We start from the raw sequence: 25468 nt of genomic DNA, 5'->3' as shown, positions 1-25468 counted from the left end.
AACGGCAGGCACACGCCGCGAGTTCACCCACGACCTGCACCGCCGCGTCCGTCACGTCCGCCAGGCCGTGGGCTCGCAGGATGGCCCGGGTCGCGGTGCGCGCGATTGCAGGGCTCGCGGCGGCGGGGAGGGTGAGGCTGTAGGAGAGCGTTTCGGGGGTGGGTGTGGCGTTCTTCGACGGGGGTCAGGGGCAGGCAGGACGTCATCAGGGGCACGGCAACTCCCTTACGTGGCATGCGGATTGATCTCCACCCGGTGGCCTGTCTCCCTGACGCGGGCCCACCCCTCCCAGGGGAGGAGACGGCGGGCGGCACGCGTGATGCGCTTCCGGTTCGGCGGAGCGGCCGTAGTCAACCTGTCACTGACTGTAGGGGCGCGCGGGTCACTGTGCCCATCAAATCGGAGATAATTACCCCTATCCCTGGTGGACCTGACGGGCGCTCACCGGCAGACTGAGGTCACCACAGCGCGAGAAGGGGCGGCATGGCCACGCGGAGTACACCAACTGAGCGGCAGAAGCGGCTGGGTGCGGAGTTGCGCAAGATGCGGCTCGCGGCTGGGGCCACGACGGAGTACGCCGCCGGCCTGCTCGGCATCGACCGGACCCGGCTGTCCAACATGGAGTCGGGCATCCGCCCCTTCTCCGGCGAGCGCGTCCGCACCCTTGCCTGCAACTACGCCTGTTCCGAGGAGGGTTACGTCGAGGCACTGGTCGCCATGACCGCGACCAAGGAACGGGGGTGGTGGGAGCAGTACCGGGGCACCCTGCCCGCCGGGCTGCTGGACATCGCAGAGTTGGAGTGGCATGCCGCACGCGTGCGGACCGCGCAGGTCATGCACGTCCCCGGGCTGCTCCAGACGGAGGAGTACGCCCGCGCCGTATTCGCCGCCGTACTCCCTGCCCTCAGCCGACTCGAGGTCGAACTGCGAGTGGCCCACCGCATGGAGCGCCGACAGGTCTTCGACCGGCCCGAGCCGCTGCCGTACGTCGCCTACGTCCACGAGGCCGCGCTGCGCATGCCGTACGGCGGAGACGAAGTGACCCGGCAGCAACTGAAGCACCTGGCCGGGCAGTCCGAGCGTGACACGATCGACGTACGGGTGATCCCCACGAGCGTGGGTGGCTTCCCCGGCGCGGGCCACGCACTGCTCTACGCGGACGGGGTCGTACCCGCACTCGACACCGTGCAGCTCGATTCCGCACACGGGCCGGAATTCACCGGCGCCGAGGCCCAGCTCACCAAGTACCGTGCCCACTTGGACTGGATGGACCACGCGGCGCTGCCCTCGGCGGCCTCTCTCGACCTCATCCACAACATCGCCCGTGAACTCTGAGGAGCCCACCGTGACCGACATCAACTGGGAAGACCCATACTGCGGCGAGGGCAACAACTGCTTCCGCATAGGCACCGACGCCGAAGGCAACGCCTACATCGCCGTCGCCGGTCAGGAGGACCACTACCTCACCGACAGTCGCGACGCCCTCCGTACCCTCATCCGGGACATCAAGGCCGGCAAGGCCGACCACCTGCTGTAAACGTGACCGTCGGGGCCGCCCGCTTCTTGGCCAGTGTCGTGCTTCCACGAGCCGAGTAAAGGGCGCTGCGCGTCGGCTGCGCCGATCGGCCTGCGGCCGACCCTTGACTCGGCTCGCTCCAGCACGGGGGAGAAGCGAGCGAGCGGCCCGGAAAGGCGGTGGCCGAGGCGGGCGGCCACCGCCGTCGGCTGCGGAGCGGGCCGGGGTTGGCGGGCGCGGTCGCGCCTCGCATGCACGCCGGGTGGGCTTGGCGGCGAGCGGTGGGCTTGTGGTGGGGTCGCGGCGGCGGGGTGGGGGACGCCGGCTCGGTTCAGCGGCTTGCGGGTGGTGGTGGTTGGGTGCGCCAGCAGGAGTGGGCAGGCCGGGTCGGCTTGCGGCCTCCGCCCGGCGGGAGGCCCCGCGGGCGGGGGCAGGGACGCGGGCGGGACGCGACTCGCCGGTGGCGCCCTGCCAGGTCACTGCTGTCACACCAGCCTCACAGATCGCACCCCGGCAGGTAATTGGCCGATTTGGGCCACGGACAGGCAGCCCCACCTGGGCTTTCTCCCCTGCTGGGTGGCCGAAAGCGGCCAATTGCTGGTCCAGCGCCAGCGTCAGTGTTAGCGCCTGGCGTCGGAACCCGAGGCGGCTTACCAGTCACAGATCCCGGACGCTGCCACCCGCCCACCACCCACCGGCCCGATGCCGCTGAGCCGACCCGGCATGCCCGGACGGACTGCCGCGTCGCCCCAGCCCCCCCCACCGGGCCGCTTGCCGCCAAGCCCACCCGGCGTGCCCCCACCCCTGCCGACGCGCCCCAGCCACCCACCATCCGCAAGCCGCCAACCCCACCCGGCGTGCCTGCGAGACGCTGACGCGCCCCCACCCCGGCCAACCCCCCACCCCACCGCATGGCCGGCCGACCTGGGGCACCCGCCTTTCCGGGCCGCCCGCTCGCTTCTCCCCCGTGCTGGAGCGAGCCGAGTCAAGGGTCGGCCGCAGGCCGATCGGCGCAGCCGACGCGGAACGCAGCGCAGCGGAGTGGAGCGCCCTTTACTCGGCTCGTGGAAGCACGACACTGGCCAAGAAGCGGGCGGCCCCGACGGCAACTTGAAAGCATCGGTCCCGCCGAGGCACTCCCCGGCGGGGCCTCGCTCAGCTCTCCGTGCGTGGGAAGGAGACCTCGACCCGGCGGTTCTTCTTGCGGCCGGCCTCCGTGGAGTTGTCCGCGATCGGGTACTGCTCGCCGTAGCCGCGTACCTCGAACGTGATGTTCGGGTCGTTCAGTTCCCCGTCCAGGACGTCGTGTACGGCGTTGGCGCGCTGCCTGGACAGGACATCGCCGTGGGCCGACGAGCCGAGGTTGTCGGTGAAGCCGAAGACGCGGACCTTCGTCGCGTTCTGCGTCTTGATCTCCTCCGCGATCGCCGCGATACGGGACTTCGCCTCGCCGCTGAGCTTCGCGCTGTCCTTGCCGAACAGCACCTCCGCCTGCAGGGCGAACTTCACGTCCGCGTTGGTGTCCTCGCGGCGTTCGTCTCCGCTCTGGTCCTCGACGACCTGCTTGATGTCCAGAACTTTCGGCTCGGCGAGCGTCGCGCCCTCCGGGATCTTCAGGTCCGGGTCGTTCCCGTCCACCTCGACGGGTGCGGAGGCGGTGGCCTCTGTGCCCGGGGGGACGCTGGGGCTCTCGTCGGCGTGGGCCGTCGCGGCGCCGTAGAGGTTCGTCGCGAACATTACGGTGGCGGCGGTCAGGGCCAGGGTGAGGCGGGTGTGGGTCATGGTGGGCCTCACCCGGAGATCGTGATGGTGCCGCTGGCGAACGTCGGCAGTTGGAAGCTGACCTCGGTCGTGCTAGTCGGCGGCGACGGGAACTGCATGAAAACAGCCACGCTCTCGCCGGACTTGATCGTCGACAGGCCAGTGGTCGTCAATGGCCGACCGTCCGTGTCACGCAGCACGTAGTAGCGCTTCTTGCCCTTGGAGTCCACGAGTGTTGCGCCGCCCAGCGACCTGCCGTTCCTGATGATCTCGGTCTCGTTGCCGCTCAGTGCGGCCGGGACCGCGACGCTGTTGCCACCGTCGTTCTTCAGATTGCCGTTCACTGTGACGAAGCCGCCGGAATCACGTTCGGCGGAGGTGACTTGGAGGAGCAGTCCGTTCGAGCCCTTCAACTCGGCCAGAGGCTCTTCCTCCTGCCCCTCCTGAGCACTCGGCTGGGATCCGTTGTCCTGGGAAGCAGAAGCCGAACTGTCCGGCTTCTCGTCCTCGCCGCCACCACCGCTACAGCCGGCCACGCCGAGGGCCAGTCCGGCCGCAGCGGCCAACGCGACCATCCCCCTACGGGCCTTCGTAGTGAACCGAATGCTCATGCCTCTGCTTCCTTCATCACTCGTCGTTCGCTTGTCAGTCGGCCAGATGGACGTCGAAGAGGTCCTCGGGTCCCGGGAGTTCAATGAGATCTTCCGGGTTCAGGTCCCAGTTCCTGTCGTCCTTACAGATGAGACTCGGCAGCACATCGTCCCCCGCATCCTCGCTGGGGAGCTTGAACGAGCAGCGCGGCTCAATGACGGCAGTCGCATCTGCTGTTGCTCTCTTGTTTTCCGTGCCAGGAACGATGGTGTCCCCCACGGGCTCGTCGGTCTCGACATCGACCGTGTAGCTCAGGAGTCCCGTCGGAGCGCAACCCTCTCCTACCAGATGGGCATCGTTCTGTGCCGCCAGTTGCTCTGCACGCCAGCACGGGTCGTCAAGTCCCACGTTGCCGTCGAAGATGTCCTGCCACGAGGTCGGGTCCAGCACGTTCTCCAGCCACTGACCCGTGAGCTGGTCCCGGGCTTCCTGGGCTGCTGCAAGCGCTGCCGCGTCCGCCGCCGTCTGGGCCTCGTTCCTCGTTGCCGCGGCCTGGCCGACCGCAAGGTAAGCGAACGCGAGAAAGAGCAGGCCCGCCACCACCGTGATGTAGATGGGGAAGGCCTGCCCTGCGTCGCCGTACCTACGGGGATGCATCACCCGCCGGTGACCTCGCCGATCTTCGTGGTGATCGCGTCGAAGATGGACTGACCGATGTCCGTACCCGTGATCGCCAGCACAATCGCCACAACCACCGCAATAATCCCCAGGTACTCCACCGCCGTCTGCCCCTTGTCGTTGCGGGCGGCGCGAGCCTGGAAGTACGAGACGGTGGTGTTGATCCAGTTGCTCATGGTGTTCCCCTCCGATATCGGCTTCGGTGCCGCTTGCGATACCGGAAACGTACGGCGGAACGCCCCTCCCGCCAGAGGGCCCCAGGACCCAATCCCGGGCCCAACCGAAGGCCCATCCGCGCCTGTTCGTCCCCCCACTGGTCACCGCAGGTCACCCCAGTCCCCGCTGTGAACCGGGGGCCGTGCCCAGCCACTTGGCGGCGGCTTCGGAGCGGCTTGTGCTGTGGAGCTTGGCGAAGATGCGGTTGATGTGGTTCTTGACCGTCTTCTCGCTGATGAAGCAGGTGGCGGCGATCTGCTGGTTGTTCATGCCGGATGCGATGAGGTCCATGATCTCCGCCTCCCTCGTGCTGAGTTGGAACCTTGCCCGGTACGACGTCGACTGTGCCACATCCGGTTGCACCTGCGAAAGGTTTTCTGGAGAAATAGGCGGTGCAGGTACGTGACTGAGAGGGGAACTTCTCGTTCTCGCCGCGACGTCAGGGTTTGCAGTCGCATTCGTCGCGCCCAGGCCGTCGGGGAGTGGTGGCGGTTCGCCGGGGGCGCCTTGTCCCTGCCGGAGTTGTGCCAGGAGCGCGCCTGCCGCCGTCGGGGTGAAGTGGGCCCTGCCCTGCTTGATGTCCCGTACTGCCGCGACCAGTTGGTCTGCCGTGAACTCGCCGTGGACCAGGTAGCCGCCCGCTCCTCGGCGCAGGGCCTCCTGGACGATTTCCGACTCGCGGCTGTAGGTGAGCATGACGACCGGGGCCAGGCGTACGAGGTACGGGAGGGCCGAGATGCCGTCCACGCCGGGCATGCGGACGTCGAGGAGGACCACGTCGGGGTGGTGGGCCTGGGCCGCGTCGTAGGCCTCGCGGCCGTCGGCGGCCTCCGCCACGACCGTGATGTCCTCGCGGCCGGAGAGGAGGGCGGTCAGGCCGGCGCGGACCACCGGGTTGTCGTCGGCGACGACCACGCGGAGGGGGGCCGTTTGCGGGGGCGGTGGAAAGTCGGCGAACGGGTTCTGAGGCGAAGACGTCGGCGCAGGCGGGGCGGGGGCGGCGAGCCGGGTGGGGCAGGTGGGGCTGGGTGTCCGGCATCGTTCGGCCTCCTCTCGGGTCGTGGGGACGAGCGGTGGTCAGGCTGGGGGTGTGTTCAGGGCTGCCAGCGGGAGGTCCAGGCGGACCTCCGTGCCGCGGGGGTGGGTGCCGCGGCCGATGCGGATGCGGGCGCCCACCGAGGCGGCGCGTTCGACCATGCCGACCAGGCCGAAGTGGCCTGCGCGGCGGAGTTGTTCGAGGGTGGTGCCGGGGGGCAGGCCACGGCCGTCGTCGTAGACGGTGATGCGGAGCAGGTCGCCGTGTACGCCTGCCGTGACGTCGACCCGGGTGGGCGCCGCGTGGCGGTGGGCGTTCTCCATCGCCTCCGACGCGATCGTGAGGAGCTGGCGGGCCACGGCCGGGGGACGGGGGGTACCGCGTGTTCGCCGGTGGGGAGGTAGGCGGCCGGGAGGCCGGTGCGGGTGCTGAAGTCGCGGGTACGTGCGGCGAGTTCGACGAGTACGTCCGTGCCGTGGTCGGGGTCCGACTCGCGGCGCAGATCGGTGAGGAGTTCGCGGGATTCGGCGGCGGCTCGGCGGGCGGAGCGGGCGACCAGTTCCGCCTGTTGTTTGACCAGGCGTGGGTCCATCTTGTCGGCCGAGCCTGCCAGGCCGTCGGCCGCCAGGGCCACGCCGTGCAGGGTCTTGGCGACGGAGTCGTGGAGTTCGCGGGCCAGGCGGGCGCGTTCTGCGGCCACCGCCTCCGTGACGGCGAGGCGGGCCTGGACCGTCGTCAGGGCGTGGGTGGCCTCGCCGAAGCGGAGCATCAGGTTGCGCAGGGTCGAGCCGACCGCGCCTGCGATGACGCAGAGGCCGGGGAGGAGGAGGGTTTCGGCGGGGCCGGCGTTCGGGGTGTCCGTGAGGGTGGCGTGGACGAGGACGAGGATCAGGGACTGGAGGGAGGCGAAGACTGCGGCGCCCCGCCAGCTGTAGACGAGGCCGGCGAGGAGGGGGTGCAGACGCTGACGTAGGCGAGGGTGGTGTCGGGGCCGGCGGAGATCAGGGGGAGGGAGCCGAGGAGGGTGTCCACGGCGAGGAGGGAGGGTGGCGCAGGAGGAGGGGCCGAAGCGTTCCCAGTCTCTGAAGAGGACGTAGGACACCATGAAGGTGACCACTACGGCTGCGCCCACCAGGTACGCGCCTACGCCCGGGTTGGCGTTCAGGAGGGCGGCGGGGGCGGCCAGGGCGATCATGGCCAGGCGGAAGCCGAAGACCTGCCGGCACATTGCTTGCAGGGCGTTGATCTGGATGGGCATTGCGGGTGCGGGTGCGTTGGGGGGCACCCGGCCTTCGGCCGGGTTTGGGTTCCCACCCGCATCACCCGTGCGGCCATCGTGGTCAGGTGCGGGTGGCCCCTGTGAGGGCTGAGCGCCAGCGGCGGCTTTCCCGCCGCGCCCGGCAACCGCCGGCGGCTCCGCCGGCGTCTCCGGCGCCCTCTCGCCGTCCGCCCGCACCCACCCCACCGGCAACGCCGGCGTAACCGAAGTCACCGGGATGTCCGGCGCCCCCGACCGCACATGCGCCGGCAACACCGTCCCCGCGGGCGGCGTCGTGATCTCAGGGAGTTTGGGGCGACGGCGCAGAAGGCCCGCGCCCTCCTTCATCGTCGGCGGTGTCGTCATGGTCGTCACTCACCTGTGATCGAGCCGAAGTCCGTACCGGAGCCCAGCAACAGGCCCGCGCCGAGCAGCAGCATCGTCGCCGGCACCATGAACGTCGTGATCATCATCGTGGCCTTGGGGACGGCGCGGGCAGCCTTGCGACGGGCGTTCTGGGCGTCCGTACGCCGCATGTCCTTGGCCAACGACACCAGCGTGTCGACGATCGGCGCGCCCAGCTCCTCCCCCTGCTGCAACGCCGTGACGAACATCGCGACCTGCTCGGAGTCGTTCCTGCGCCGGAGCTCGGCGAAGGCCTGGCGGCGGCTCATGCCGAGGTCCATCTGGCGGAGGGTGATGCGGATCTCGTCGGCCCAGGGGCCCTCGTAGCGGGAGGAGACCCGGTCGAGGGCCTGGCGGAAGCCGAGGCCGGCGCTCACCACGACGGCGAGGACGTCGAGGAAGTCGGGCAGCGTTCGTTCGATCACGTCCTTGCGGAGCCGGATCGCCGACCAGATGCCGACCTCGGTCCAGAACGCGCCGAAGGCGAACAGGAGCAGCGCCATGAACACGTTGCCCTGGAGCAGGAACACCAGGCCGCCGAGGCCGCCCAGGAAGCCGTAGACCGCCCGCCTCGCCGCATAACGGTCGATCGTCAGGCCGCCGGGGTTGCCCGCCAGGTCGATCTTGCGGCGGTACTTGGCGACCTGCTTGGTGCCCATCATGCGCAGTACGGCGGGCGCGTACCGCATGCCCAGGCGGTCGACCAGCGAGTCCACCGCGCCCGTGCGGGTCGAGCCGACCTCCAGGGCGAGCGCGAGGTCGCCGGGCAGTTTCGCCTCCGCCCGGTACATCCGGATGCCGGCGAAGACGCCCCAGACGCCGAGGCCCATAAGCAGTGCGAGCAGAAGTGCCATGAGGTACCCCTCCGTCTCAGACGTCGATGCGGGACATACGGCGGATCAGGACGAAGCCGACGGCGTACAGCGCGAACGCGATGATCACGCATGCCTGGCCGACCGGGGAGGCCGTCATACGGTCCAGGGCTCCGTCCTTGACGCCGTTCATCAGGAAGAGGGAGCCGACGCCCATCACCGGGACCGCATACGACGTCATGCTCACCTGCGAGAGCTGGGTGCGGATCTCCCGTCGGGTCTCCTTGCGCTCCTCCAGCGTCTCGGTCAGGTTTCTGAGCGCGCTGACCACCTGACCGCCCGCCCGGTTGGACAGCACCAGCGTGGTGACCAGCACCACCAGCTCACGCGAGGGGAGCCGGTCAGCCAGCTCCCCCAGCGCGTCGTCCATCGACGCGCCCACCGCCAACTGGTTGGCCACCTTGGCCAGTTCCTCGCCCGCGGGAGCCTCCAGCTCCTCCGCCGCCATACCGATCGCGGTGCGCAGGGCGAGGCCGGCCTGGGTGGCGTTGGCCAGGATGCGGGCCAGTTCGGGGAGTTGGTTGATGAACTTCTCGATGCGTTTCTGACGCTGCCAGTTGAGGAACTGCAGCGCCACCCAGACGCCCAGCAGTCCGGCGATGGGGCCGAAGAAGGGGGCCAGGGTGGCCTGGCCGATCAGCCACAGACCCGCGACCGTGGCGAGCATGGCCGCGAAGAACTCGCCCGGTGTGATGTCCAGGCCCGTTGCCGCCAGCCGCAGCTCCAGCTTCCTGCCCAGCTTGGTGCGGCGCAGCCGGCGGTCCAGGGTCGGGAAGTGGCGCCGGCGGCCGGCCACCGGGATCTGGCCGGTGGACGACAGGCGGTCGACCAGTGCCTGGCGCTGGGCCTTGCCCATGGCGTAGGCGTGCAGTCCGGCCACGGCGAGGACGCAGGTCAGCAGGGTGATGCCGGTGGTGAGCGTGACGACGGTCTGGAGTTCCATGGGGACGGTTCCTGCCTACCTGGCTTCTCGGGTGGCTAGCTGGTCTGCGGACTGGGCCACGCCGAAGGCCTGGGGTATGGGCTGGCTCGCCATGTAGAGGCGGTCGGCGGTGCGGCGGGTGAGGGGGAAGTACTCGAAGGATCCGTAGATACGGCCGTCGGCGGCCATGGGCTGGGCGTTGAAGCGGGCGACGGTGGCCAGCCGGTAGGGCTCGCTGCCGTGGCTGTCGAGCAGCGCGATCTCGGTGACCCGGCGGGCGCCGTCGGCGAACCGGGTGAGCTGGACGATCACGTCGACGGCGCTGTTGATCTGGTCGTGCAGGGCGACGAAGGGGATTTCGACGTCGGACATGGAGGCGAGGGTCTGCAGGCGCATCAGCGCGTCCTCGGCGCTGTTGGCGTGGACCGTGGCCAGCGAGCCGTCGTGGCCGGTCGACATCGCCTGGAGCATGTCCAGCGACTCGCCGCCACGGACCTCACCGACGACGATCCGGTCGGGGCGCATGCGCAGCGAGTTGCGGACCAGGTCGCGGATCGTCACCTGGCCCTGGCCCTCGACGTTCGGCGGACGCGACTCGAGCCGGATGACGTGCTGCTGCTGGAGCTGGAGTTCGGCGGAGTCCTCGATGGTGATGATGCGTTCGGTCTCGGGGATGAGGCCGGAGAGGGCGTTGAGCAGGGTCGTCTTTCCGGTGCCGGTCGCCCCGGACACGATGATGTTGAACCTGGCCTGCACCAGCCCGGCCAGCAGGTACAGCATGTGCTCGTCCAGCGAGCCGAAGCTGATCAGTTCCTGGAGGGTGAAGGAACGGGGGAAGCGGCGGATGGTGAGGGTGGCGCCGGTGAGGGACAGCGGCGGGATGATGACGTTGACGCGTTCACCGGACGGGAGGCGGGCGTCGACCATCGGATTCGACTCGTCCACGCGGCGGTTGACCGTCGAGACGATCCGCTCGATGGTCTGCATCAGCTGCTCGTTGGAGGCGAACCGCAGCGGCAGCTGCTCCACCCGGCCGCCGCGCTCGACGAAGATCGCGTCCGGGCCGTTCACCATGATCTCGGTGATCGACGCGTCCTCCAGCAGGGGCTCCAGGATGCCCAGTCCCAGCGCCTCGTCGACGACCCGACGGATCAGCTGGGAGCGCTCGACCGTCGACAGCACCGGGCCCTCACGGCTGATGATGTGCCCGAGCACCCGCTCCAGCCGCGCCCTGCGCTCGGCCGCCGCGAGCGAGCTCATCTCCGCGAGGTCGATCTCCTCCAGGAGTTTGGCGCGGTACGAGGCGACCAGGTGGCCGTCCTCGCCCCTGCTGCCGTTCTCCTCGGGGGAGTTGATCCGTGCCCGCAGGCTCATCGCCGTGCTCCCTGTTTCAGTGGTCGATCGGCATCGTGGCGGTCTTGTTCGCGTCGCCGAAGTCCCAGCCGGGGACGATCGACGGGATGTCGACGGTGGCGGTGACCTCGACCTCGTCGCCCAGCTCGGCGCTCGAGCAGTCGGTGCCGTCGGCCAGCCAGCTGCTGACCGCGTTCTGGCAGTCCTGCGCGTAGGGCCCGTTCAGGGAGGCGCTGCGGGCGCCGGTGCGGGCGGCCGTGCCGGCCTGCTGGCCCGTGTAGGCGATCAGTCCGATCTGTACGGCGGCCATGGCGACGAGGATCAAGATCGGGATGAACCCGAGGTACTCGAGGGCGACTTGGCCACGATCGCGGTCTTCAGGACCGTAGAAGGAAGATCGCTCGTACGGCATCTCAGCCCACCTCCTCCTCCACGGCCCCCGCATGCCCGTCGACGCCCGGGAAGGGGAAGCCGACCGAGCCGGGGAAGAGGACCGGCACCTCGAGACTGACGTCGGCCGTGACATAGCCGCCGTTCGTGGTGCACTGCACGCTGGCGCCCCCCTCCCACGCGTCCGGCAGATGCCGGCGGCCCGCCTCCTCGCAGGCCGCCTGACGGTCGACCGCCGCTGTTCCCTCCCGTACCGCCTCGTCGGCAGCATTCCCCGCGAGCGTGAACGTGTATCCCACGAGCACGAACTGCCACAGGAGTACCAGCGTCAGAATGATCAGCGGGGTCATGCCGAGGAACTCGATGGTGACCTGGCCCCGGTCCCGTCTGTGCAGTGCACGCACGTTCATCCCCCTCCGTCCTTCCGCCTCCGGAAGCTCACCGCGCCGCGGTCGCCCCGTAGCCGGCTGCCCTTGCGGTCGGCCTCGGGGACCTTGACCAGCCCGAGTTCGCCCGCGAGGCCCCACAGGGCCTGTTTGACCGCGCTCTTGCTGTCCAGCTCGTGGAGGCGGCCCGCGTCCACGGCTCCTTGGAGTTCCTTGAAGTTGGCGGGGACGGCGGTGGCCGCCACCGGCGTGCCGGTGATCTTCTGTATGAGCGGCGGCTGGATCTCCGTGGCGCGTGAGTTGCGGTTGACGACGACGGTCGTCTCCTCGGCCTTGCGGATCTGCAGCCGGTCCCACATCCGTACCGTGCGCTTGGCGCCGCGGACCGCGACCACGTCCGGCGTCGTGACCAGCAGCGCCCGGTCGGCCATCTCCACCGCCGCCGCGCCCGCGCCGCTCATCTGGGCACCGCAGTCGATGACGACGGTCTCGTAGCGGGAGCGCAGGGCGCTGACGATCTGCCGGGTGGCCCGGTCGGTGACCTCCTCGCCGCGTTCGCCCTCGCCGGGGGCGAGCAGGAGCGCGACCCCCGTGTCGTGCCGGAACACCGCGTCGGCCAGGACGCGCGGGGATATGTCGGCGATGGCGGCGAGGTCGACGACGGAGCGACGGAACTGGACGTCCAGGTACGAAGCCACGTCCCCGGTCTGCAGGTCCATGTCGACCAGGGCGGTGCTGCGGCCCGACGCCTGGGAGGCCAGCGCCAGTTGGACGGCCGTCACCGTCGTGCCCACCCCGCCCTTCGCGCCGCTGACCGTGACGACCGTGCCGCCGACGCCGGTGAACACATCGCCGGTGTGGCCGAGGTGGCGGCGTACGCCGACCGACCACTGGGCGACAGCCTGGACGCGGTTGGCGAGTTCTTCGTAGCTCAGCGGCAGGGCGACCAGGCCCCGGGCGCCGGAGTCCATGGCGGCCTGGAAGAGGCCGGGGCCGGCGTCGGAGGTGACGAGGATGACCCCGACGGCGGGGAAGCGCAGGGCGACCTCGCGGATCAGCTCCAGTGCCGGGACGGGGCCGATCCGCTCGTGCACGACCACGACCTCGGGCAGTTCGTCGACGGATTCGGCGGCGAGCCGGGCGAGGGTGTCGATGAGCTGGGTGGAGTCGACCACCGGGGCCACCGGCTCGGCGTCCGGGAGCTGGCTGAGCAGGGTCGTGACGGAGCGGACCGCGTCCACGTCGCCGACCGCCGGGAGGATCCTCGTGGGCATACGGGCCTCACTTGTCCTTCGCGAGTTCGTAGGTGCGGTCCTCGTCCGGGACGGTGGTGTCGCTGCCGGGTGCGACCAGGGCGAGCCGGACGCGGTCGGCGAACGACTCGGCGTAGGTGAGGCGCTGGGCGTCGATGGTGGACAGCGCGAAAGTGATGGGGACGGCGTCCGTGGTCCGGCGGCTGCGGTCGTCCTCCTCGGGGGTGAGGGATGTCAACCTGCCGACGTCGATCACCCGCGCATTTGTTACGATGATCTTGGACTGAGCGGGGTCACCCTCACGCTCGCCCGCGAAGGTGGCGTACACGTTGACGGTGGAGTTCGGCGTGATCTTGCCGGCCACCCCGGTCGCCGCATCGATCATGATGGCGACCTCCTGCTGCCCGGGCTGCAGGGCGGGCTGGTCGACGATCATGTCGCTCTGCAGCAGGGAGCCCTCGCGCAGGGTCGTCACGGCGGTCTTGCCCTCGATCTGCCGGAGATCGGTGACCGCGTTGGCCGACAGCCAGCGCTCGGGCATCTCGATCTTCTCGAACTGGCCCGCGGTGAGCGTGGTGTAGGGCTCCACGTTGTCCTTGAGCCGGTACGCCGTGACCTCGGGACCGACCTTGGACTTCACGTCGCTGATGACGGACAGGACGCCCGCGAACGCGCCGAGGGCGCAGATGACGGACAGAAGCAGGAGTATCACGCCGCGGCGCTGACGGGAGTTCATGAACCGTGCAACCTCATTGGGGATCTCGGTCGAGTGGGCTGGGTTCGTGTGAGCGGTGAGGGGTCGTGTGCGGCCCCGCGGGATGCCGGGGCCCCGTGCGTGTCCTGTGATTCAGGACTCACCCGGCGGGGATTTGGTTCTCGTAGGGCTGCTCGTGCTCGGGTGCGACGGCGGAGCAGAACACGCACCGGTCGCCGATGACGTCGATGCCGCACCAGTGGCAGCGGCCCTGTCGTACCGAGCTGACCAGCTGGTAGAGCACCGACAGGTCGGGCAGGTAGGTGCAGAACTCGATGAGTTTGCCGGTCCCCCACCAGCCGGCCGACTCGGCGGGCAGCTGGGCCTCGCGCAGCCCCTGCACTTTCCAGGCCGGGGCGAGGGATGCGGTGACCCAGTCCGACTGGAGCTGGCCCTTGGCGAGAAGCATCCAGGTGCCGAACTCCGGTCCGTTCAGGGTGGCTTCGGGGGTGATCTTCACCAGCTGCGGCTCCGGGTGGGCGATCACTCCGAACTGGCTCCCCGGCATCCAGGACTTGGCGTGCGACTTGAGGCTGACGGGGACGCGGTCGAGCCGGGCGACGGAGCCGAGGAGGGCTCCGGCGTGGATGTAGTGGGTGAGCAGCCGGCCGGCCGAGGCGAGGACGCCGGGGGTGAGGTCGCAGGAGGCGAGTTGTCTCAACTGCCGGGCCAGGACCGCGAGTCCGAGTGGCGGAAGATCGGGGCGGAACAGGGCGATCCGGTCGCTTTCCAGGATCGACCGGATGGTGTGCAGCCGCCGGTCCACCGCGGCGGGGACGGCCCGTGAGCTGACGACGATCACATGGCCGTGGGTCTCGATCAGCGTCTGCATCTCCGCGAGCGCCTGTTCCAGCGGGCGCTGGTGTACATCCTGCAGGACGACGGCGGGCAAGGTGCGTTCGTCCTGCGCCGGCAGGGCCATGTCGACGCTGGTCACGGCAATGGCTGTTGGCACGCGCAGCTCCCCGTTTCCCGCCCGGTCGGCCCACCGGCGCAACTCCGGTGTACCGAGGTGACTTCATTGCGTGACTTTCTCAGCACTGTATCCACGCCTCGATGACCGGAGAACAGCGTTTCCGTAGCTGGCGTGCAACTGTCGTCGCACAAGACACGTCAAATCGGGGCAGGTTGAGCATCCCGACCGAACCCAAAAGAGTGGGCCCTGGTAACGGGACTGACGCTGGGCCTGAAGTTTGGGTCCAGGGGCCCACGCCGCCCGAGCGCCTCCGCACCTACGCTCACCGTCCGAAAAGGCGCTGTTGCCAAGGGGTTTGGAGGAGGTGCCGTATGGCGGGCGGGGGCGGCATACGGGCGTGCATACGGACGTACAGATGCGATGACCGGGGAGCCACCGGCACCGAGTACCTGGGCATGATCGTGGTGGCCGTCGCCATCGTCCTCGGCATCACCGCCACCGGAATCGGCCAGACGATCTTCGACCGGATCGCCGAGCAGATCTGCAAGGTGACGGGCGGCGGCAACTGCGGCTCGGGCACCACCACGGACGCGGGCAGACCGCTCACCGACGCCGACTTCGAACCGCCGCTCTGCCAGATCTCGTCGGTCACCGACAAGGCCGGCTCCAAGGCGAAGATCCTGTTCTGGGAGATCGGCAAGGAGTACGGCTTCCAGGAGCAGCACCTCAGGGCGAACACCGACGTCAACGGCGACGGCACGGTCGACGACAAGGACGAGCTGGTCTACCTGACCTTCACGGACGCGGCGTCCGTCGGCGTGAAGAAGGACTTCAAACCCGGAATGAAAGTGGGCAGGTTCGGCACCGACAAGGTCGAACTCGGCGCCGGGATCAAAGTCACCAACGGTGACACCTGGGTCTTCGAGAGCCCGGAGGAGGCGGCGAGGTTCCGGGACGACATCGAGAAGCTGCAGATGTACGAGATGCGGCGCACCATGCCCGGCGGCGCGGAGGCCAGTGTCGGCGACAGCATCCTCTATCTCTTCGGAACGGGACCCCTGAAGGACGAGGAGGAGACCCGTGAACGCGTGGAGAACAGCCTCGGCACCAACCGGCAGATCACCTACGGCAAGGTCGGCCTGGAGGCCTCCGCGTCCGGCGGCATGAGGATCTCGGCGGCCGACGAGCAGAAGCTGAGCGCGCAGCTCGGCGGCACCTTCAAGTACTCCCCCGACGTGACCTGGACGGACAACGCCTACAAGAACACCAGGGCGTACACGTACACCTCGTCCATCGAGTACGGCACGAAGGTCGGCTACGAGGCGGGCCTGATCAGTGGCGAGTACTCGGCGCACACCGTCCAGACCGGCACCATCACCGTCACCTACGACAAGACCACCGGAAAGCTGGTCCGCATCGACACGACCCGCACGGTCGAGGAGGGCGGCCAGAAGGACGGCGCCAAGGTGGGCGGCGACAACGGCAGGCCCGACGGCGACAAGCGGGGCGGCAACGCGGGCGCCAAGGGCACCGACAGCCCGGTCGGCATCAAGGTCGTCACCAACACCGTCACCTTCGACCCGGGGCCCGCGGGCGACCGGGACCGGGCGGTCGCCGAGCGGTGGCTGGACAGCACCAACGAGCAGGCGGTCACGCCGTTCCAGTACATGTTCGACGACCACGCGCCGACGTCCCGCCCCGGTGCGGACGACCCGTTCGGTCAGCTGATGTTCGACCAGGGCAGGTCGAGCAGGATGATCTACACGGGTGAGGTCAACGCGGCCGAGTACGGCTTCGAGCTGAACCTCGGGCTGAGCCTGGGTATGTCGATCAGCACCGAGCAGAAGTCGGAGACGCTGACGGACGCACAGTTCCTGGGTGCGCCCCGCGGCACCAACCGCTCGTACGTGCCCTACAGCTACTGTGCGAACTGAAACGAGACAGGAGCCCCGCCGATGAAGACCCGCCGCACGCTCGCGACCGCCGGCCTGCTGACCGCCGCGCTGCTGGCCCTCACGGCCTGCGGGAACGGCGACTCGGACGCGGCTTCCGTGCCCGACGGCTGGGGGACGCTGAAGACGAAGGGCGTCTCCGTGTCGTATCCACCGTCGTACGAGAAGCAGCGCCCCACCGAGCACAACGCAGCGGTGGCCGTACGGACGGAATCGGGCCGCACCGTCTCGATCATCACCGTGCAGCTGGACTTCACGCAGGCGAACTCGGCGGAGCAGGCGGCCATCGGCGCGGAGGCCGGGATCCAGATGGGCGCGGACGTACGGGGCCAGCAGGACGTGGAGCTGACCGGCACGGACGACGCCAAGCGGATCGACTTCACGTTCAAGTCCACCGGCGAGGACTCCGACCCGCCCAAGGGCACCCCGATCGAGGGCGTGATCCTGACCGGCCTGGACTCGACCGACACGACGTTCGCGATCCGCATCGACGCGGCCGAAGGCAGGCTGTCGGACGCGGACCTGGACCGCATCATCGACTCGGTGGAGGTGCACTAGCCGATGGAGGTTCCCGGCGCCGGCTATGTCGTCCTCACCCTCCTGGCCGCCTTCTTCGGCGCGCTGTCACTCAAATACGCCCGGCGACTGCTCACCGTCGCGCGCGTACTGCGACACGGGGTGCGCACGGACGGTGAATGCGTCCGCGTGGAGTGGGAGCCCCACGAGTCGGACGCCAAGCGGCACTTCTTCACGTTCGTGACGGCGGACGGCACCCGCATCGAGTTCGAGGACCTGGCGGCCTGGTCGACGGCGAAGGGCACACCGGTCACCGTCACCTACGACCCCCGCGACCCACAGGGAACGGCAACGGTCGCCAGCCGGGACAGCTGGTCCCCGATCCTGCAGTCCCTCGCGCTGACGGCGGGTTGCGGGATGGCGGCCCTCGGCTTCACGACGCTGCTGCTCCACGAGGTCTTCGGAGGCTGACCCATGGCTCTCGTCCGGTCCTGGGCCGCGGGCATCGTGGTCCTGGTCCTCACCGAGTACGTCCAGATGACCCTGATCCACGACAATTTCGTCGGCCCGTCGGGGGTCGACTCCTTCGGCGCGGCACTGGCCCTCGTCCACTTGCCGAACCTCGTCTGTGTGGTGCTGGCGACCTGGGCGGCCGCGCGGGTGCATCCGCAGCCGTGGCGGGAGATCCCGGCCCGGCATGTGGCGGCGGCGTGCGTGGTACCGGCGGCGGCACAGCTGCTGACGGTGACGCTGCGGTGGGACGTGGTGGGTGTGGCGAGCCTGGCGCTGTGGATGTCGACGGGGGTGCTGCTGGCGGGGTGTGCGGTGGGGTTGCTGCTGGACAGGTTGGTGTGGGCGTCCTGACGGTGAGTTGACTGGGCGGCCTGACGGCCGAACTGGTGTGGGTCTCCTGACGGGCGAATTGGCCTGGACCTCTTGACAGTTGAATTGGTCTGGACCAACTTGTAGGCCAACGGTGGCCACCGCCGTACCGGAAGACCGGAACACCCCACTCCCCCACCGGAGGCCCCAGTGGACCGCGCACGCAGACGGAGATGGATACGCATATGGTCGGGGGCGGTGACCGCCGCTCTCGCCCTCACCGTGCCGACGATCGGCCAGGCGTCCGCCGCCGACGTCAACAACGCCAAGAACGCCGGCTTCGAGTCGGGCCTGAGCAACTGGACCTGTTCAGCGAACAGCGGTACGACCGTCTCGTCCCCGGTGCACAGCGGCACCGCCGCACTCAAGGCGACCCCGGCCGGGCAGGACAACGCCCGCTGCACCCAGACCGTGGCGGTACAGCCCAACTCGACGTACACACTGAGCGGATGGGTCCAGGGCGGCTACACCTATCTGGGTGTCACCGGCACGGGCACGACGGACGTGTCGACATGGACACCGGACTCGACGACGTGGAAACAACTGTCGACCACGTTCTCGACGGGCTCCTCCACGCGATCGGTGACCATCTACACCCACGGCTGGTACGGCCAGGCGGCCTACCACGCCGACGACATCTCGGTCCACGGCCCCGACGGCGGCGGGGGAGGCGACCCGGCCCCGACGATCCCGGGCGCGCCGAGCGGTCTTTCGGTATCCGGTACGACGTCCTCGTCCGTGTCGCTGGCGTGGAACACGGTCTCCGGGGCGACCGGCTACAACGTCTACCGCAACGGCACGAAGGTGACCGCGGTGACCGGCACATCGGCGACGGTGACCGGCCTCGCCGCCTCGACGTCGTACTCCTTCCAGGTCACGGCGACGAACGCGGCCGGTGAGTCACCGAAGTCGGCGACCGTGACAGGCACCACGGCACCGACGGGCGATACCGGCTCCGATCTCCCCCGGCACGCGGTGACGGGCTACTGGCAGAACTTCAACAACGGCGCGACCGTGCAGCGGCTGGCGGACGTCCAGTCCCAGTACGACATCATCGCGGTGGCCTTCGCCGACGCGACGGGGACGCCGGGCGCGGTCACCTTCAACCTGGACTCGGCGGGCCTCGGCGGCTACACGGTGGACCAGTTCAAGGCCGACATCCGCGCCAAGCAGGCCGCCGGCAAGAAGGTGATCATCTCGGTGGGCGGCGAGCGCGGCACGGTCACGGTCAACGACGCGACGTCGGCGACGAACTTCGCGAACTCGGCGTACGGGCTGATGCAGACGTACGGCTTCGACGGCGTCGACATCGATCTGGAGAACGGCCTGAACGCGACGTACATGACGCAGGCACTGCGCTCGCTGTCCGCGAAGGCGGGCCCGTCGATGATCCTCACGATGGCCCCGCAGACCATCGACATGCAGTCGACGTCGAACTCGTACTTCCAGACGGCCCTGAACGTGAAGGACATCCTCACGGTCGTCAACATGCAGTACTACAACAGCGGTTCGATGCTCGGCTGCGACGGCAAGGTCTACAGCCAGGGCTCGGTGGACTTCCTGACCGCGCTGGCCTGCATTCAGCTGGAGGGTGGTCTGGCTCCGTCCCAGGTGGGGTTGGGGTTGCCGGCATCGACGCGGGGCGCGGGCAGTGGGTATGTGTCACCGTCGGTGGTGAACAACGCGCTTGACTGCCTGACTCGGGGGACCGGGTGCGGCAGCTTCAAGCCGTCGAGGACGTATCCCGACCTGCGCGGCGCGATGACGTGGTCGACAAACTGGGACGCGACGGCGGGGAACGCCTGGTCGAACGCGGTGGGGCCGCACGTGCACGCACTGCCGTGATCCTCACCCTTCCTGGCGCCGGCCGCATGTCCCGATGCGGCCGGCGCTGTCGTGGGGATCACGTTGGTGTTGTCGGAAAGCCGCGTTGCAATCCGTAATCGAGCTGTGTGATCTTTGGGCACATGTGTGCGGACGGGGGCGGCATACCAAGGCCGGAAGAGTCAAGTGTTGCGGCCGAGTTGGTCGACGCGGTGCGGCGGGCGAAGGGTGGGGAGGCGTCACCGCAGGACGTGTTCGAGGCGTTCCTCCAGGCTCGGCTGTACTGCGAACGCCCTGAGGAGCCCGGTTTCTTGACAGTCCCCGTACCGGCGGGGAGCGACGGCGCGCCACCCCGGTCCCGGCTCCTGGACCTCATCGACGGGCCGTCCGAGGAGGCTGACCCGCCGGTCCGGTTGGTGCCCGTGTTCTCGTCGCTGGAGCAATTCGCTCTGTTCGTGGGCGAGGGCGCCTGGTTCTCGACCACCGGTGCGGACGTGCTGAACCTGCTGCCGCCGGGGGTTGATGTGTGGCTGGACCCGGCCGCCGAGCACACGGTGCGGCTGGCGTCGTCCGCCACCAAGACCGAGCAGGTGCTGCACATCTCGTACCGGAATCGGGGGAGGTCGGCGTGAGCGACGGTCAGTCGTGGCTGATTCCGCTGGGGCCGACGGCGGGGACTTCGTCGACATCGGGTACTGGCGGCAGGCCGTTGGCAAAGTCCTGCGCGCCAAGGCCGCCGGCTCCACGGTCCTGGGACCCGACGGCGTCACGAAGAACGATGCCCGTCCCGAGTCAGAGACTGAGGCGCAGATCGAGGGCGTGCAACGACTCATCGGGCGGATCACTCGGTACGAGGCCCGGATGCGCGCCGACGGCGTACTGGACGAGAACCGGTATGTGACCTCCGTTGACGCCTGGGATCTCGGCCGCGCCTCAAAGATGGCCCGGTGGGGACTCGGCGCCCGGTACGGCACATTGCAGGAGGCCGAGTCCGCCGTCATCGAAGCCGGTCGGAAGGCCGCCCTCTCCTACCGTTCCTGGCCGGAATTCTCCGCCGGCGGCACGCCGGGTGGGCTTAGCGGCCTGCGGGCGGTGGGTGGTCGGGGCAGGCCGGGTCGGCATAGCGGCTTTCCCCGGCGGAAGGCGGGGTGAGGGGTGCGGGTGCGGGGTGCGGGCGGATTCGCCGGGGGCGCTCGCAAGTCACGGTCGTCACACCAGCCTCACGGACCGCACCCCAGCAGGTAATTGGCCGATTTGGGTCACGGGCAGGCAGTCCCACCTGGGCTTTCTCTCCCCCTGGGTGGCCCAAAGCGGCCAATTACTGTTCCAGCGCCAGCGCCTGGCATCGGAGCTCCAGGGACGCTCAGCAATCAGTCAGAGCTGGTTTGTGGGCTGATGTCCGTTCCCGGCTGAGGTTGAGGTAGGCCTGCTGGTTGCGGAGCTCGACCGGCCACTGCCTCACCGGTGGCCGGTCGGGTTTCTTGCTGGACGACCTGCAGCGCCGTGCGATCACCTGGCTCGCCCACCAGCGGCCGGCCTCCCCGCGCGTAGGGGAGTCGGCCGACTCGGGGAACTGCGAGCAGGGCTGCGGCGTCCGACCTGTTGTGAAGGAAGAGATCAAGGGCCTCGGCGGTTTCCTCGTCGCCGGTCTGGGTGCTGCAGCGGCGCTGCTGGCCTGGGCACCGCTGGCGCGGGTCAACGTGGAGGGTGGATTCGAGGGAATCCACCGGGACCTCAGTGTGCTCTACGTCGACCTGCCGCTGGTCGCCGCGGGAGGCGCCCTGGTGCCGCTCGCCTTCTGGATGCTCACCTTGCGCCGGTTCCATCGTCCGTGGCTCGCCGCCCTGGTCGCCGTCACCGCGGCCGCCCTGGGAATCTGGGGTCTGACCAGTTGGTGGGTTCCCTATCAGGCACCTGAGTTCGGCTACTGAGAGGCCCGGACGGCCCCAGGCGCTGCCACCGCCCACCGGCCGCAAGCCGCTAAGCCCACCCGGCGTGCCTGCGAGGCGCTGACGCGCCCCAACCCGGCGCCACCAGCCCCACCCGAAAGGTCGACCGACCTGGGCACCCGCCTTTCCGGGCCGCTCGCTCGCTTCTCACCCGTGCTGGAACGAGCCGAGTCAAGGGTCGGCCGCAGGCCGATCGGCGCAGCCGACGCGGAGTGGAGCGCAGCGGAACGCAGCGCCCTTTACTCGGGCCGTGGAAGCACGACACTGACAAAGAAGCGGGCGGCCCCGACAGTCACTTGGGAACGCCGGTCAATCGGTGGGCGTGCCGTACGTCGCCGTGCCCGCCCTCGGTAGCGTCGCCCACATCCGCGTTCCGCCGCCCGGTTCCCGGGAGTCGCCGAAGCCCCAGTCACCGTTGCAGGCCCGGCAGACGCAGGCGAGGACGCGGAGGGCTGCGCGGCGGCGGGTGTCGCAGGCCGTTGCGAGGTGGGGTTGGGTGTGGCAGGGGTGGCTGTCGTAAGCGATCAGGCGGAGGGTGTCGGCTCGGTAGCGGAGGGAGAGGTAGTAGTCCTCCGACTCCGTGAACTGGCAGGCTGTCGCCGTCAGTTCGCCTACCGCCTGTAGCGCCGGGTCCAGCATGTCCGTCAGGCCGTGCGCCTTCAGGACCTCCCTCGTCGCCGCCCTTGCCAACGCCGGGCTGGCCAGCGCTGCGGGGAGCGTGAAGCTGTAGGCCAGGGTTTCGGGAGTGGGGCGGTGGGGTCCGCCGGGTAGGTGGGGGCGAGGGGGCAGCGGGATGCCGGCATGCGGGTCTCCTTGATTCAGTGCGGGGTGGGCAGCAGTCGGTGGCTCGTCTCCCTGGCGCGGGTCGCCCCTCCCAGGGCAGGAGGTTGCGGGCAGGCTCGCGCGATGCACTGCCAACTGCTGCGAGTAGCAGGTGCGTCACTGACTGTAGGATGTCACTTGGTTACATTGCCACGCGCTTGGAGAAATTGACCCGATCGTAGGTCGTCGGCACCGGTTGGCGGCAGACTGCTGACGAGCTGTAGGGAAGGAAAGGCATGCCACCGAGGACGACACCCACCGAGCGTCAGAAGCGTCTGGGCAGCGAGTTGCGGAAGATGCGGGTGGCGGCGGGAATAACGGCCGACCAGGCTGCCGGGCTGCTCGGTCTCGACCGGGCGAAGATCTCCAACATCGAGACGGGCATCCGCACGATCAGCGAGGAGCGGCTGCGCACCCTCGCCTGCAACTGCGACTACTCGGATCAGGCGTATGTGGCAGCCCTGGTGAGCATGGCCCGACCCAACGGACATGGGTGGTGGGAGCGTTATCGGGGCTCACTCGCCGCCGGGCTGCTGGACATCGCCGAGTTCGAGGCGTTCGCGACACGGATGCGGACGGCCCATATCGCCCACATCCCCGGCCTGCTGCAGACCAGCGACCACGCTCTCGAGCTCTTCCGGGCCGTACTGCCGCCGCTTCCCGAGCACGAAGTCGCGCTGCGGCTGGCGTACCGCGTGGAGCGGCAGCAAGTGCTGGACGGCGACAACCCGACCGAGTACATCGCCGTTGTGCACGAGGCCGCTCTGCGTATGCAGTTCGGCGGGCGGAAGGTGGCTCGCGCTCAGCTCGAGCATCTGCTGGCCGTCTCGGAGCGACCTGCGGTACGGCTGCTGGTGATTCCGTTCGCCGCTGGTACGTTCCCCGGCTCGGGACAGACCTTCAACTTCCTCGAGGGTCCGGTTCCCCAGCTGGACACCGTTCAGATCGACAGCAGTCACGGGCCGGAATTCCTCAGTGGGGACATGCAGTTGGCCAAGTACCGTACGCACCTGGACTGGATGGAGCGCATCGCGCTGTCGCAGGAGGAGTCGCGCGACTTCATTCGGGACATCGCCAACAGTCTGTGAGGAGACCCCCCGATGAACGACATCGCCTGGGAAGAGCCGTTCTGCGGCGAGGGAGCCAGCTGCTTCCGCCTAGGCACCGACCCCCAAGGCAACGCCTACATAGCCGTCGCCGGTGCCGAGGACTCCTACCTCACCGACAGCCGTGAAGCCCTCCGCCGCCTCATCCTCGACATCAAGGCCGGGAAGGCCGACCACCTGCTCTGAGACTTCGAAAAACGTGAGACCGGCGTGAAACATTTCCCCGGGCCCGCCGCATCAATGAAGTGACGGCGCCTACGACGGGGGGACAACGATGCAGGTCCGCGGGGACGAGTACGCGGAGTTCGCGGCGGCGCGTGCCGGGCATCTGTACCGGTCCGCGTGTCTGCTCACCGCGGGGGACACGTATCTCGCCGAGGATCTGGTGCAGGAGACCCTCGGGCGGCTGTACGTCAGATGGGGGCGCGTTGCGCGGGTGGGGAACCCCGCCGCGTACGCGCAGACCGTGCTGACCCGTACGTTCCTCGCCCATCAGCGGCGGCGGAGCAGTACCGAGCGCGCCATGGACGTACTGCCGGACCGGCCCGACGCGGGCGCCGGTGACGCCTCCCTGCGGCTGACCCTGCTGGAGGCCCTCGCCCGGCTGCCTGCCAAGGACCGGGCGGTGGTCGTGCTGCGCTACTGGGAGGACCGCAGCATCGAGGAGACCGCCGACGTACTCAACGCCAGTTCGGCTGCCGTGCGGACGCGTTGCGTCCGTGCGCTCGCCCGGATGCGGGAGCTTCTGGGCGAGGACCTCGGCGAGTACGTGACCCCCTGAACCCGTACGCCTCAATTCATCCGCGCGTCTCTTGAGAAACGGTGATTCGCCATGCCCACTCCACACCACGACGACCCCTTCGACGACCCCTTCGAGGACCGGCTCGGTGCAGCCCTGCGGCAGACCGGGGACACCTTCGACACCGACCGCCCCGCCCTGATCGCCGCCGGTCAGGCCCGCGGGCGCAGGCTGCGGCTGCGCCGCCGGGCCGCGGTCTTCGGCGGCGTCGCGAGCATCGCCCTCGTGGGCGTGACCGGGGCGCTGGTCCTGCCCGGGAACGGCACGGACGGCAGCGGGACCTCGCAGCAGTCCGTGGGGCGGAACGGCTCCCCGGCGCCCGCCTCGTCCACGCCCGCCCCCGTCTCAGGCGACGAGCTGCTCAAGACGCTGAAGAAGTACCTTCCCGACGGGGAGTTCAGCGCCGAGTCGGCGCGCGGCACGAACGAGTTGCCTGGGCCGTACGCCCACCTCGTGTACGACGACGGCAAGGGCCCGGCGGCGATCGGTGTCAGCCTGAGCCGGGTCGAGCCGGGCAGCGATCAGGCCCGTGAGACGACGACCTGCCCGGACAAGGCGGTGGTGCCGTACGACAGTTGCCGCACGACGAGGCTGGGCGACGGCTCGCTGCTCATGATCTTCCAGGGGTACGAGTATCCGGACCGCCGCGTCGACACCAAGCACTGGCACGCGGAGCTCGTCACGCCCGAGGGGCAGCAGGTCAGCGTGAGCGAGTGGAACTCCGCCGCCGAGAAGGACAAGCCGGTCTCCAGGGACGAACCGCCGCTGTCCCCGGCTCAGTTGAAGAAGGTCGTCACGGCTCCGGAGTGGCGTGCTGTCGTCGACGCCATCCCCGAGAGCCCGAAGGGGGGCAAGCCGGCCCCGGAAGCGCCCACGCTGCCCGAGCCTCCCAAGGGCGCCGACATCGTGACGACGCTCACCGAGCTGCTCCCGGACGACGTCGAGGTGGTCGACAAGGGGTCGTCGTACTCGTACGTCGTCCTCGACGACGGCACGGGCAGGAGCCTCGTCCAGGTCGACGTGCAGCCCGGCATGTCCGACATCGAGGCCGAGCTCTTCGGCTCCGAGGCCGAGACCCTGGAAGACGGCACGAAGGTCGTCACCCGGGAGGGATCCGGCGACAAGGGCGTCGACGGGGTCGTGATGTGGACCGCCGACACCCTCAGGAAGGACGGTCTGCGCGTGGCCGTCAGCGCCTTCAACGCCGCCGACCAGCACAGCGCCGCCACCCGCGAGACGCCCGCCCTGACCATGGAGCAGCTTCGGGAGATCGCCCTCAGCCCGAAGTGGGCCGACCTCCTGTAACCGCTG

At 69.3% G+C, this 25468-nt stretch carries 27 protein-coding genes and 2 pseudogenes; 14 read left to right on the top strand and 15 right to left on the bottom strand.

The window, feature by feature from the left end; genetic code table 11:
- Window positions 1-483: 483 nt before the first annotated feature.
- Complete coding sequence (locus tag StrepF001_RS29380; protein WP_129801227.1) at window positions 484-1335, top strand: helix-turn-helix transcriptional regulator; 852 nt, start codon at window positions 484-486, stop codon at window positions 1333-1335.
- A 10-nt stretch (window positions 1336-1345) separates the two neighbouring features.
- Window positions 1346-1537, top strand: a complete 192-nt coding sequence (locus tag StrepF001_RS29375; protein ID WP_129801226.1) for a hypothetical protein — start codon at window positions 1346-1348, stop codon at window positions 1535-1537.
- 1134 nt (window positions 1538-2671) lie between these two features.
- Here StrepF001_RS29375 and StrepF001_RS29370 read toward each other — a convergent pair.
- From StrepF001_RS29370 to StrepF001_RS29305, 14 genes and pseudogenes are all read right to left on the bottom strand, one after another.
- Window positions 2672-3298, bottom strand: coding sequence for an OmpA family protein (locus StrepF001_RS29370; protein ID WP_129801225.1), 627 nt, complete (start codon window positions 3296-3298; stop codon window positions 2672-2674).
- Window positions 3299-3306: 8 nt separating this feature from the next.
- Window positions 3307-3888: a hypothetical protein gene (locus tag StrepF001_RS29365; RefSeq protein ID WP_129801224.1), complete on the bottom strand. Its 582-nt coding sequence runs from the start codon at window positions 3886-3888 to the stop codon at window positions 3307-3309.
- Between the two features lie 34 nt (window positions 3889-3922).
- Window positions 3923-4525 carry a pilus assembly protein TadG-related protein gene (locus StrepF001_RS29360; RefSeq protein WP_129801363.1) on the bottom strand — a complete coding sequence of 201 codons (603 nt, stop codon included), beginning with the start codon at window positions 4523-4525 and terminating at the stop codon, window positions 3923-3925.
- A complete protein-coding gene (locus StrepF001_RS29355; protein WP_129801223.1) occupies window positions 4525-4722 on the bottom strand; it encodes a hypothetical protein in 198 nt (65 codons plus the stop codon). Before StrepF001_RS29355 ends, StrepF001_RS29360 begins: the two co-directional genes overlap by 1 nt.
- Window positions 4723-4873: 151 nt before the next feature.
- A complete protein-coding gene (locus tag StrepF001_RS29350; protein WP_129801222.1) occupies window positions 4874-5677 on the bottom strand; it encodes a response regulator transcription factor in 804 nt (267 codons plus the stop codon).
- Between the two features lie 162 nt (window positions 5678-5839).
- Window positions 5840-7056, bottom strand: a pseudogene (locus StrepF001_RS29345) (histidine kinase).
- Between the two features lie 371 nt (window positions 7057-7427).
- Window positions 7428-8315: a DUF5936 domain-containing protein gene (locus tag StrepF001_RS29340; RefSeq protein WP_129801221.1), complete on the bottom strand. Its 888-nt coding sequence runs from the start codon at window positions 8313-8315 to the stop codon at window positions 7428-7430.
- 16 nt (window positions 8316-8331) lie between these two features.
- The gene (locus StrepF001_RS29335) at window positions 8332-9276 is read right to left on the bottom strand and encodes a type II secretion system F family protein (RefSeq protein ID WP_129801220.1); all 945 of its coding nucleotides are present in this window, start codon (window positions 9274-9276) and stop codon (window positions 8332-8334) included.
- Between the two features lie 15 nt (window positions 9277-9291).
- Window positions 9292-10629, bottom strand: coding sequence for a CpaF family protein (locus StrepF001_RS29330; protein WP_129801219.1), 1338 nt, complete (start codon window positions 10627-10629; stop codon window positions 9292-9294).
- A gap of 16 nt (window positions 10630-10645) precedes the next feature.
- Window positions 10646-11020 carry a TadE family protein gene (locus StrepF001_RS29325; RefSeq protein WP_129801218.1) on the bottom strand — a complete coding sequence of 125 codons (375 nt, stop codon included), beginning with the start codon at window positions 11018-11020 and terminating at the stop codon, window positions 10646-10648.
- Window position 11021: 1 nt separating this feature from the next.
- The gene (locus tag StrepF001_RS29320) at window positions 11022-11408 is read right to left on the bottom strand and encodes a TadE family protein (RefSeq protein WP_129801217.1); all 387 of its coding nucleotides are present in this window, start codon (window positions 11406-11408) and stop codon (window positions 11022-11024) included.
- Entirely contained in the window at window positions 11405-12658 is a 1254-nt protein-coding gene (locus StrepF001_RS29315; protein WP_129801216.1) for an AAA family ATPase, read from the bottom strand. Before StrepF001_RS29315 ends, StrepF001_RS29320 begins: the two co-directional genes overlap by 4 nt.
- Before the next feature lie 7 nt (window positions 12659-12665).
- Window positions 12666-13373: a Flp pilus assembly protein CpaB gene (cpaB, locus tag StrepF001_RS29310; RefSeq protein ID WP_129801215.1), complete on the bottom strand. Its 708-nt coding sequence runs from the start codon at window positions 13371-13373 to the stop codon at window positions 12666-12668.
- 118 nt (window positions 13374-13491) lie between these two features.
- Window positions 13492-14313, bottom strand: coding sequence for a hypothetical protein (locus StrepF001_RS29305; protein WP_240797743.1), 822 nt, complete (start codon window positions 14311-14313; stop codon window positions 13492-13494).
- Between the two features lie 365 nt (window positions 14314-14678).
- Here StrepF001_RS29305 and StrepF001_RS29300 point away from each other — a divergent pair, with 365 nt between their 5' ends.
- The 8 genes from StrepF001_RS29300 to StrepF001_RS29265 all read left to right on the top strand — a co-directional run bounded on the left by StrepF001_RS29300 (window position 14679) and on the right by StrepF001_RS29265 (window position 21412).
- Entirely contained in the window at window positions 14679-16241 is a 1563-nt protein-coding gene (locus StrepF001_RS29300) for a hypothetical protein (RefSeq protein WP_129801213.1), read from the top strand.
- Between the two features lie 21 nt (window positions 16242-16262).
- A complete protein-coding gene (locus tag StrepF001_RS29295; RefSeq protein ID WP_129801212.1) occupies window positions 16263-16817 on the top strand; it encodes a hypothetical protein in 555 nt (184 codons plus the stop codon).
- A gap of 3 nt (window positions 16818-16820) precedes the next feature.
- Entirely contained in the window at window positions 16821-17246 is a 426-nt protein-coding gene (locus tag StrepF001_RS29290; RefSeq protein ID WP_129801211.1) for a DUF3592 domain-containing protein, read from the top strand.
- A gap of 3 nt (window positions 17247-17249) precedes the next feature.
- Window positions 17250-17639: a hypothetical protein gene (locus StrepF001_RS29285; RefSeq protein WP_129801210.1), complete on the top strand. Its 390-nt coding sequence runs from the start codon at window positions 17250-17252 to the stop codon at window positions 17637-17639.
- 216 nt (window positions 17640-17855) lie between these two features.
- Window positions 17856-19502 carry a glycoside hydrolase family 18 protein gene (locus StrepF001_RS29280; protein ID WP_206306978.1) on the top strand — a complete coding sequence of 549 codons (1647 nt, stop codon included), beginning with the start codon at window positions 17856-17858 and terminating at the stop codon, window positions 19500-19502.
- A gap of 122 nt (window positions 19503-19624) precedes the next feature.
- Window positions 19625-20113 carry an SseB family protein gene (locus StrepF001_RS29275; protein ID WP_240797730.1) on the top strand — a complete coding sequence of 163 codons (489 nt, stop codon included), beginning with the start codon at window positions 19625-19627 and terminating at the stop codon, window positions 20111-20113.
- Window positions 20114-20126: 13 nt separating this feature from the next.
- On the top strand, window positions 20127-20633 hold the full coding sequence (locus StrepF001_RS29270) for a DUF1266 domain-containing protein (RefSeq protein WP_346656967.1): 507 nt from the start codon (window positions 20127-20129) through the stop codon (window positions 20631-20633).
- Window positions 20634-21085: 452 nt separating this feature from the next.
- Window positions 21086-21412, top strand: a complete 327-nt coding sequence (locus StrepF001_RS29265) for a hypothetical protein (RefSeq protein ID WP_129801362.1) — start codon at window positions 21086-21088, stop codon at window positions 21410-21412.
- A 327-nt stretch (window positions 21413-21739) separates the two neighbouring features.
- On the opposite strand, the pseudogene StrepF001_RS29260 reads toward StrepF001_RS29265, so the two are convergent.
- Window positions 21740-22233: pseudogene (locus StrepF001_RS29260) on the bottom strand (ATP-binding protein).
- Between the two features lie 255 nt (window positions 22234-22488).
- Between StrepF001_RS29260 and StrepF001_RS29255 the strand changes: the two are divergent.
- The 4 genes from StrepF001_RS29255 (at window position 22489) to StrepF001_RS29240 (ending at window position 25462) form a co-directional block, all read left to right on the top strand.
- The gene (locus tag StrepF001_RS29255) at window positions 22489-23340 is read left to right on the top strand and encodes a helix-turn-helix transcriptional regulator (RefSeq protein ID WP_129801207.1); all 852 of its coding nucleotides are present in this window, start codon (window positions 22489-22491) and stop codon (window positions 23338-23340) included.
- 12 nt (window positions 23341-23352) lie between these two features.
- Window positions 23353-23544: a hypothetical protein gene (locus StrepF001_RS29250; protein WP_129801206.1), complete on the top strand. Its 192-nt coding sequence runs from the start codon at window positions 23353-23355 to the stop codon at window positions 23542-23544.
- A gap of 88 nt (window positions 23545-23632) precedes the next feature.
- The gene (locus StrepF001_RS29245) at window positions 23633-24139 is read left to right on the top strand and encodes a SigE family RNA polymerase sigma factor (RefSeq protein ID WP_129801205.1); all 507 of its coding nucleotides are present in this window, start codon (window positions 23633-23635) and stop codon (window positions 24137-24139) included.
- A 51-nt stretch (window positions 24140-24190) separates the two neighbouring features.
- Window positions 24191-25462 carry a hypothetical protein gene (locus StrepF001_RS29240; RefSeq protein WP_129801204.1) on the top strand — a complete coding sequence of 424 codons (1272 nt, stop codon included), beginning with the start codon at window positions 24191-24193 and terminating at the stop codon, window positions 25460-25462.
- Window positions 25463-25468 lie beyond the last annotated feature (6 nt).

The organism is Streptomyces sp. F001 (assembly GCF_004187715.1).
Classification (GTDB): Bacteria; Actinomycetota; Actinomycetes; order Streptomycetales; family Streptomycetaceae; genus Streptomyces; species Streptomyces flavusporus.
This window is presented reverse-complemented; position numbering and strand designations above follow the sequence as displayed.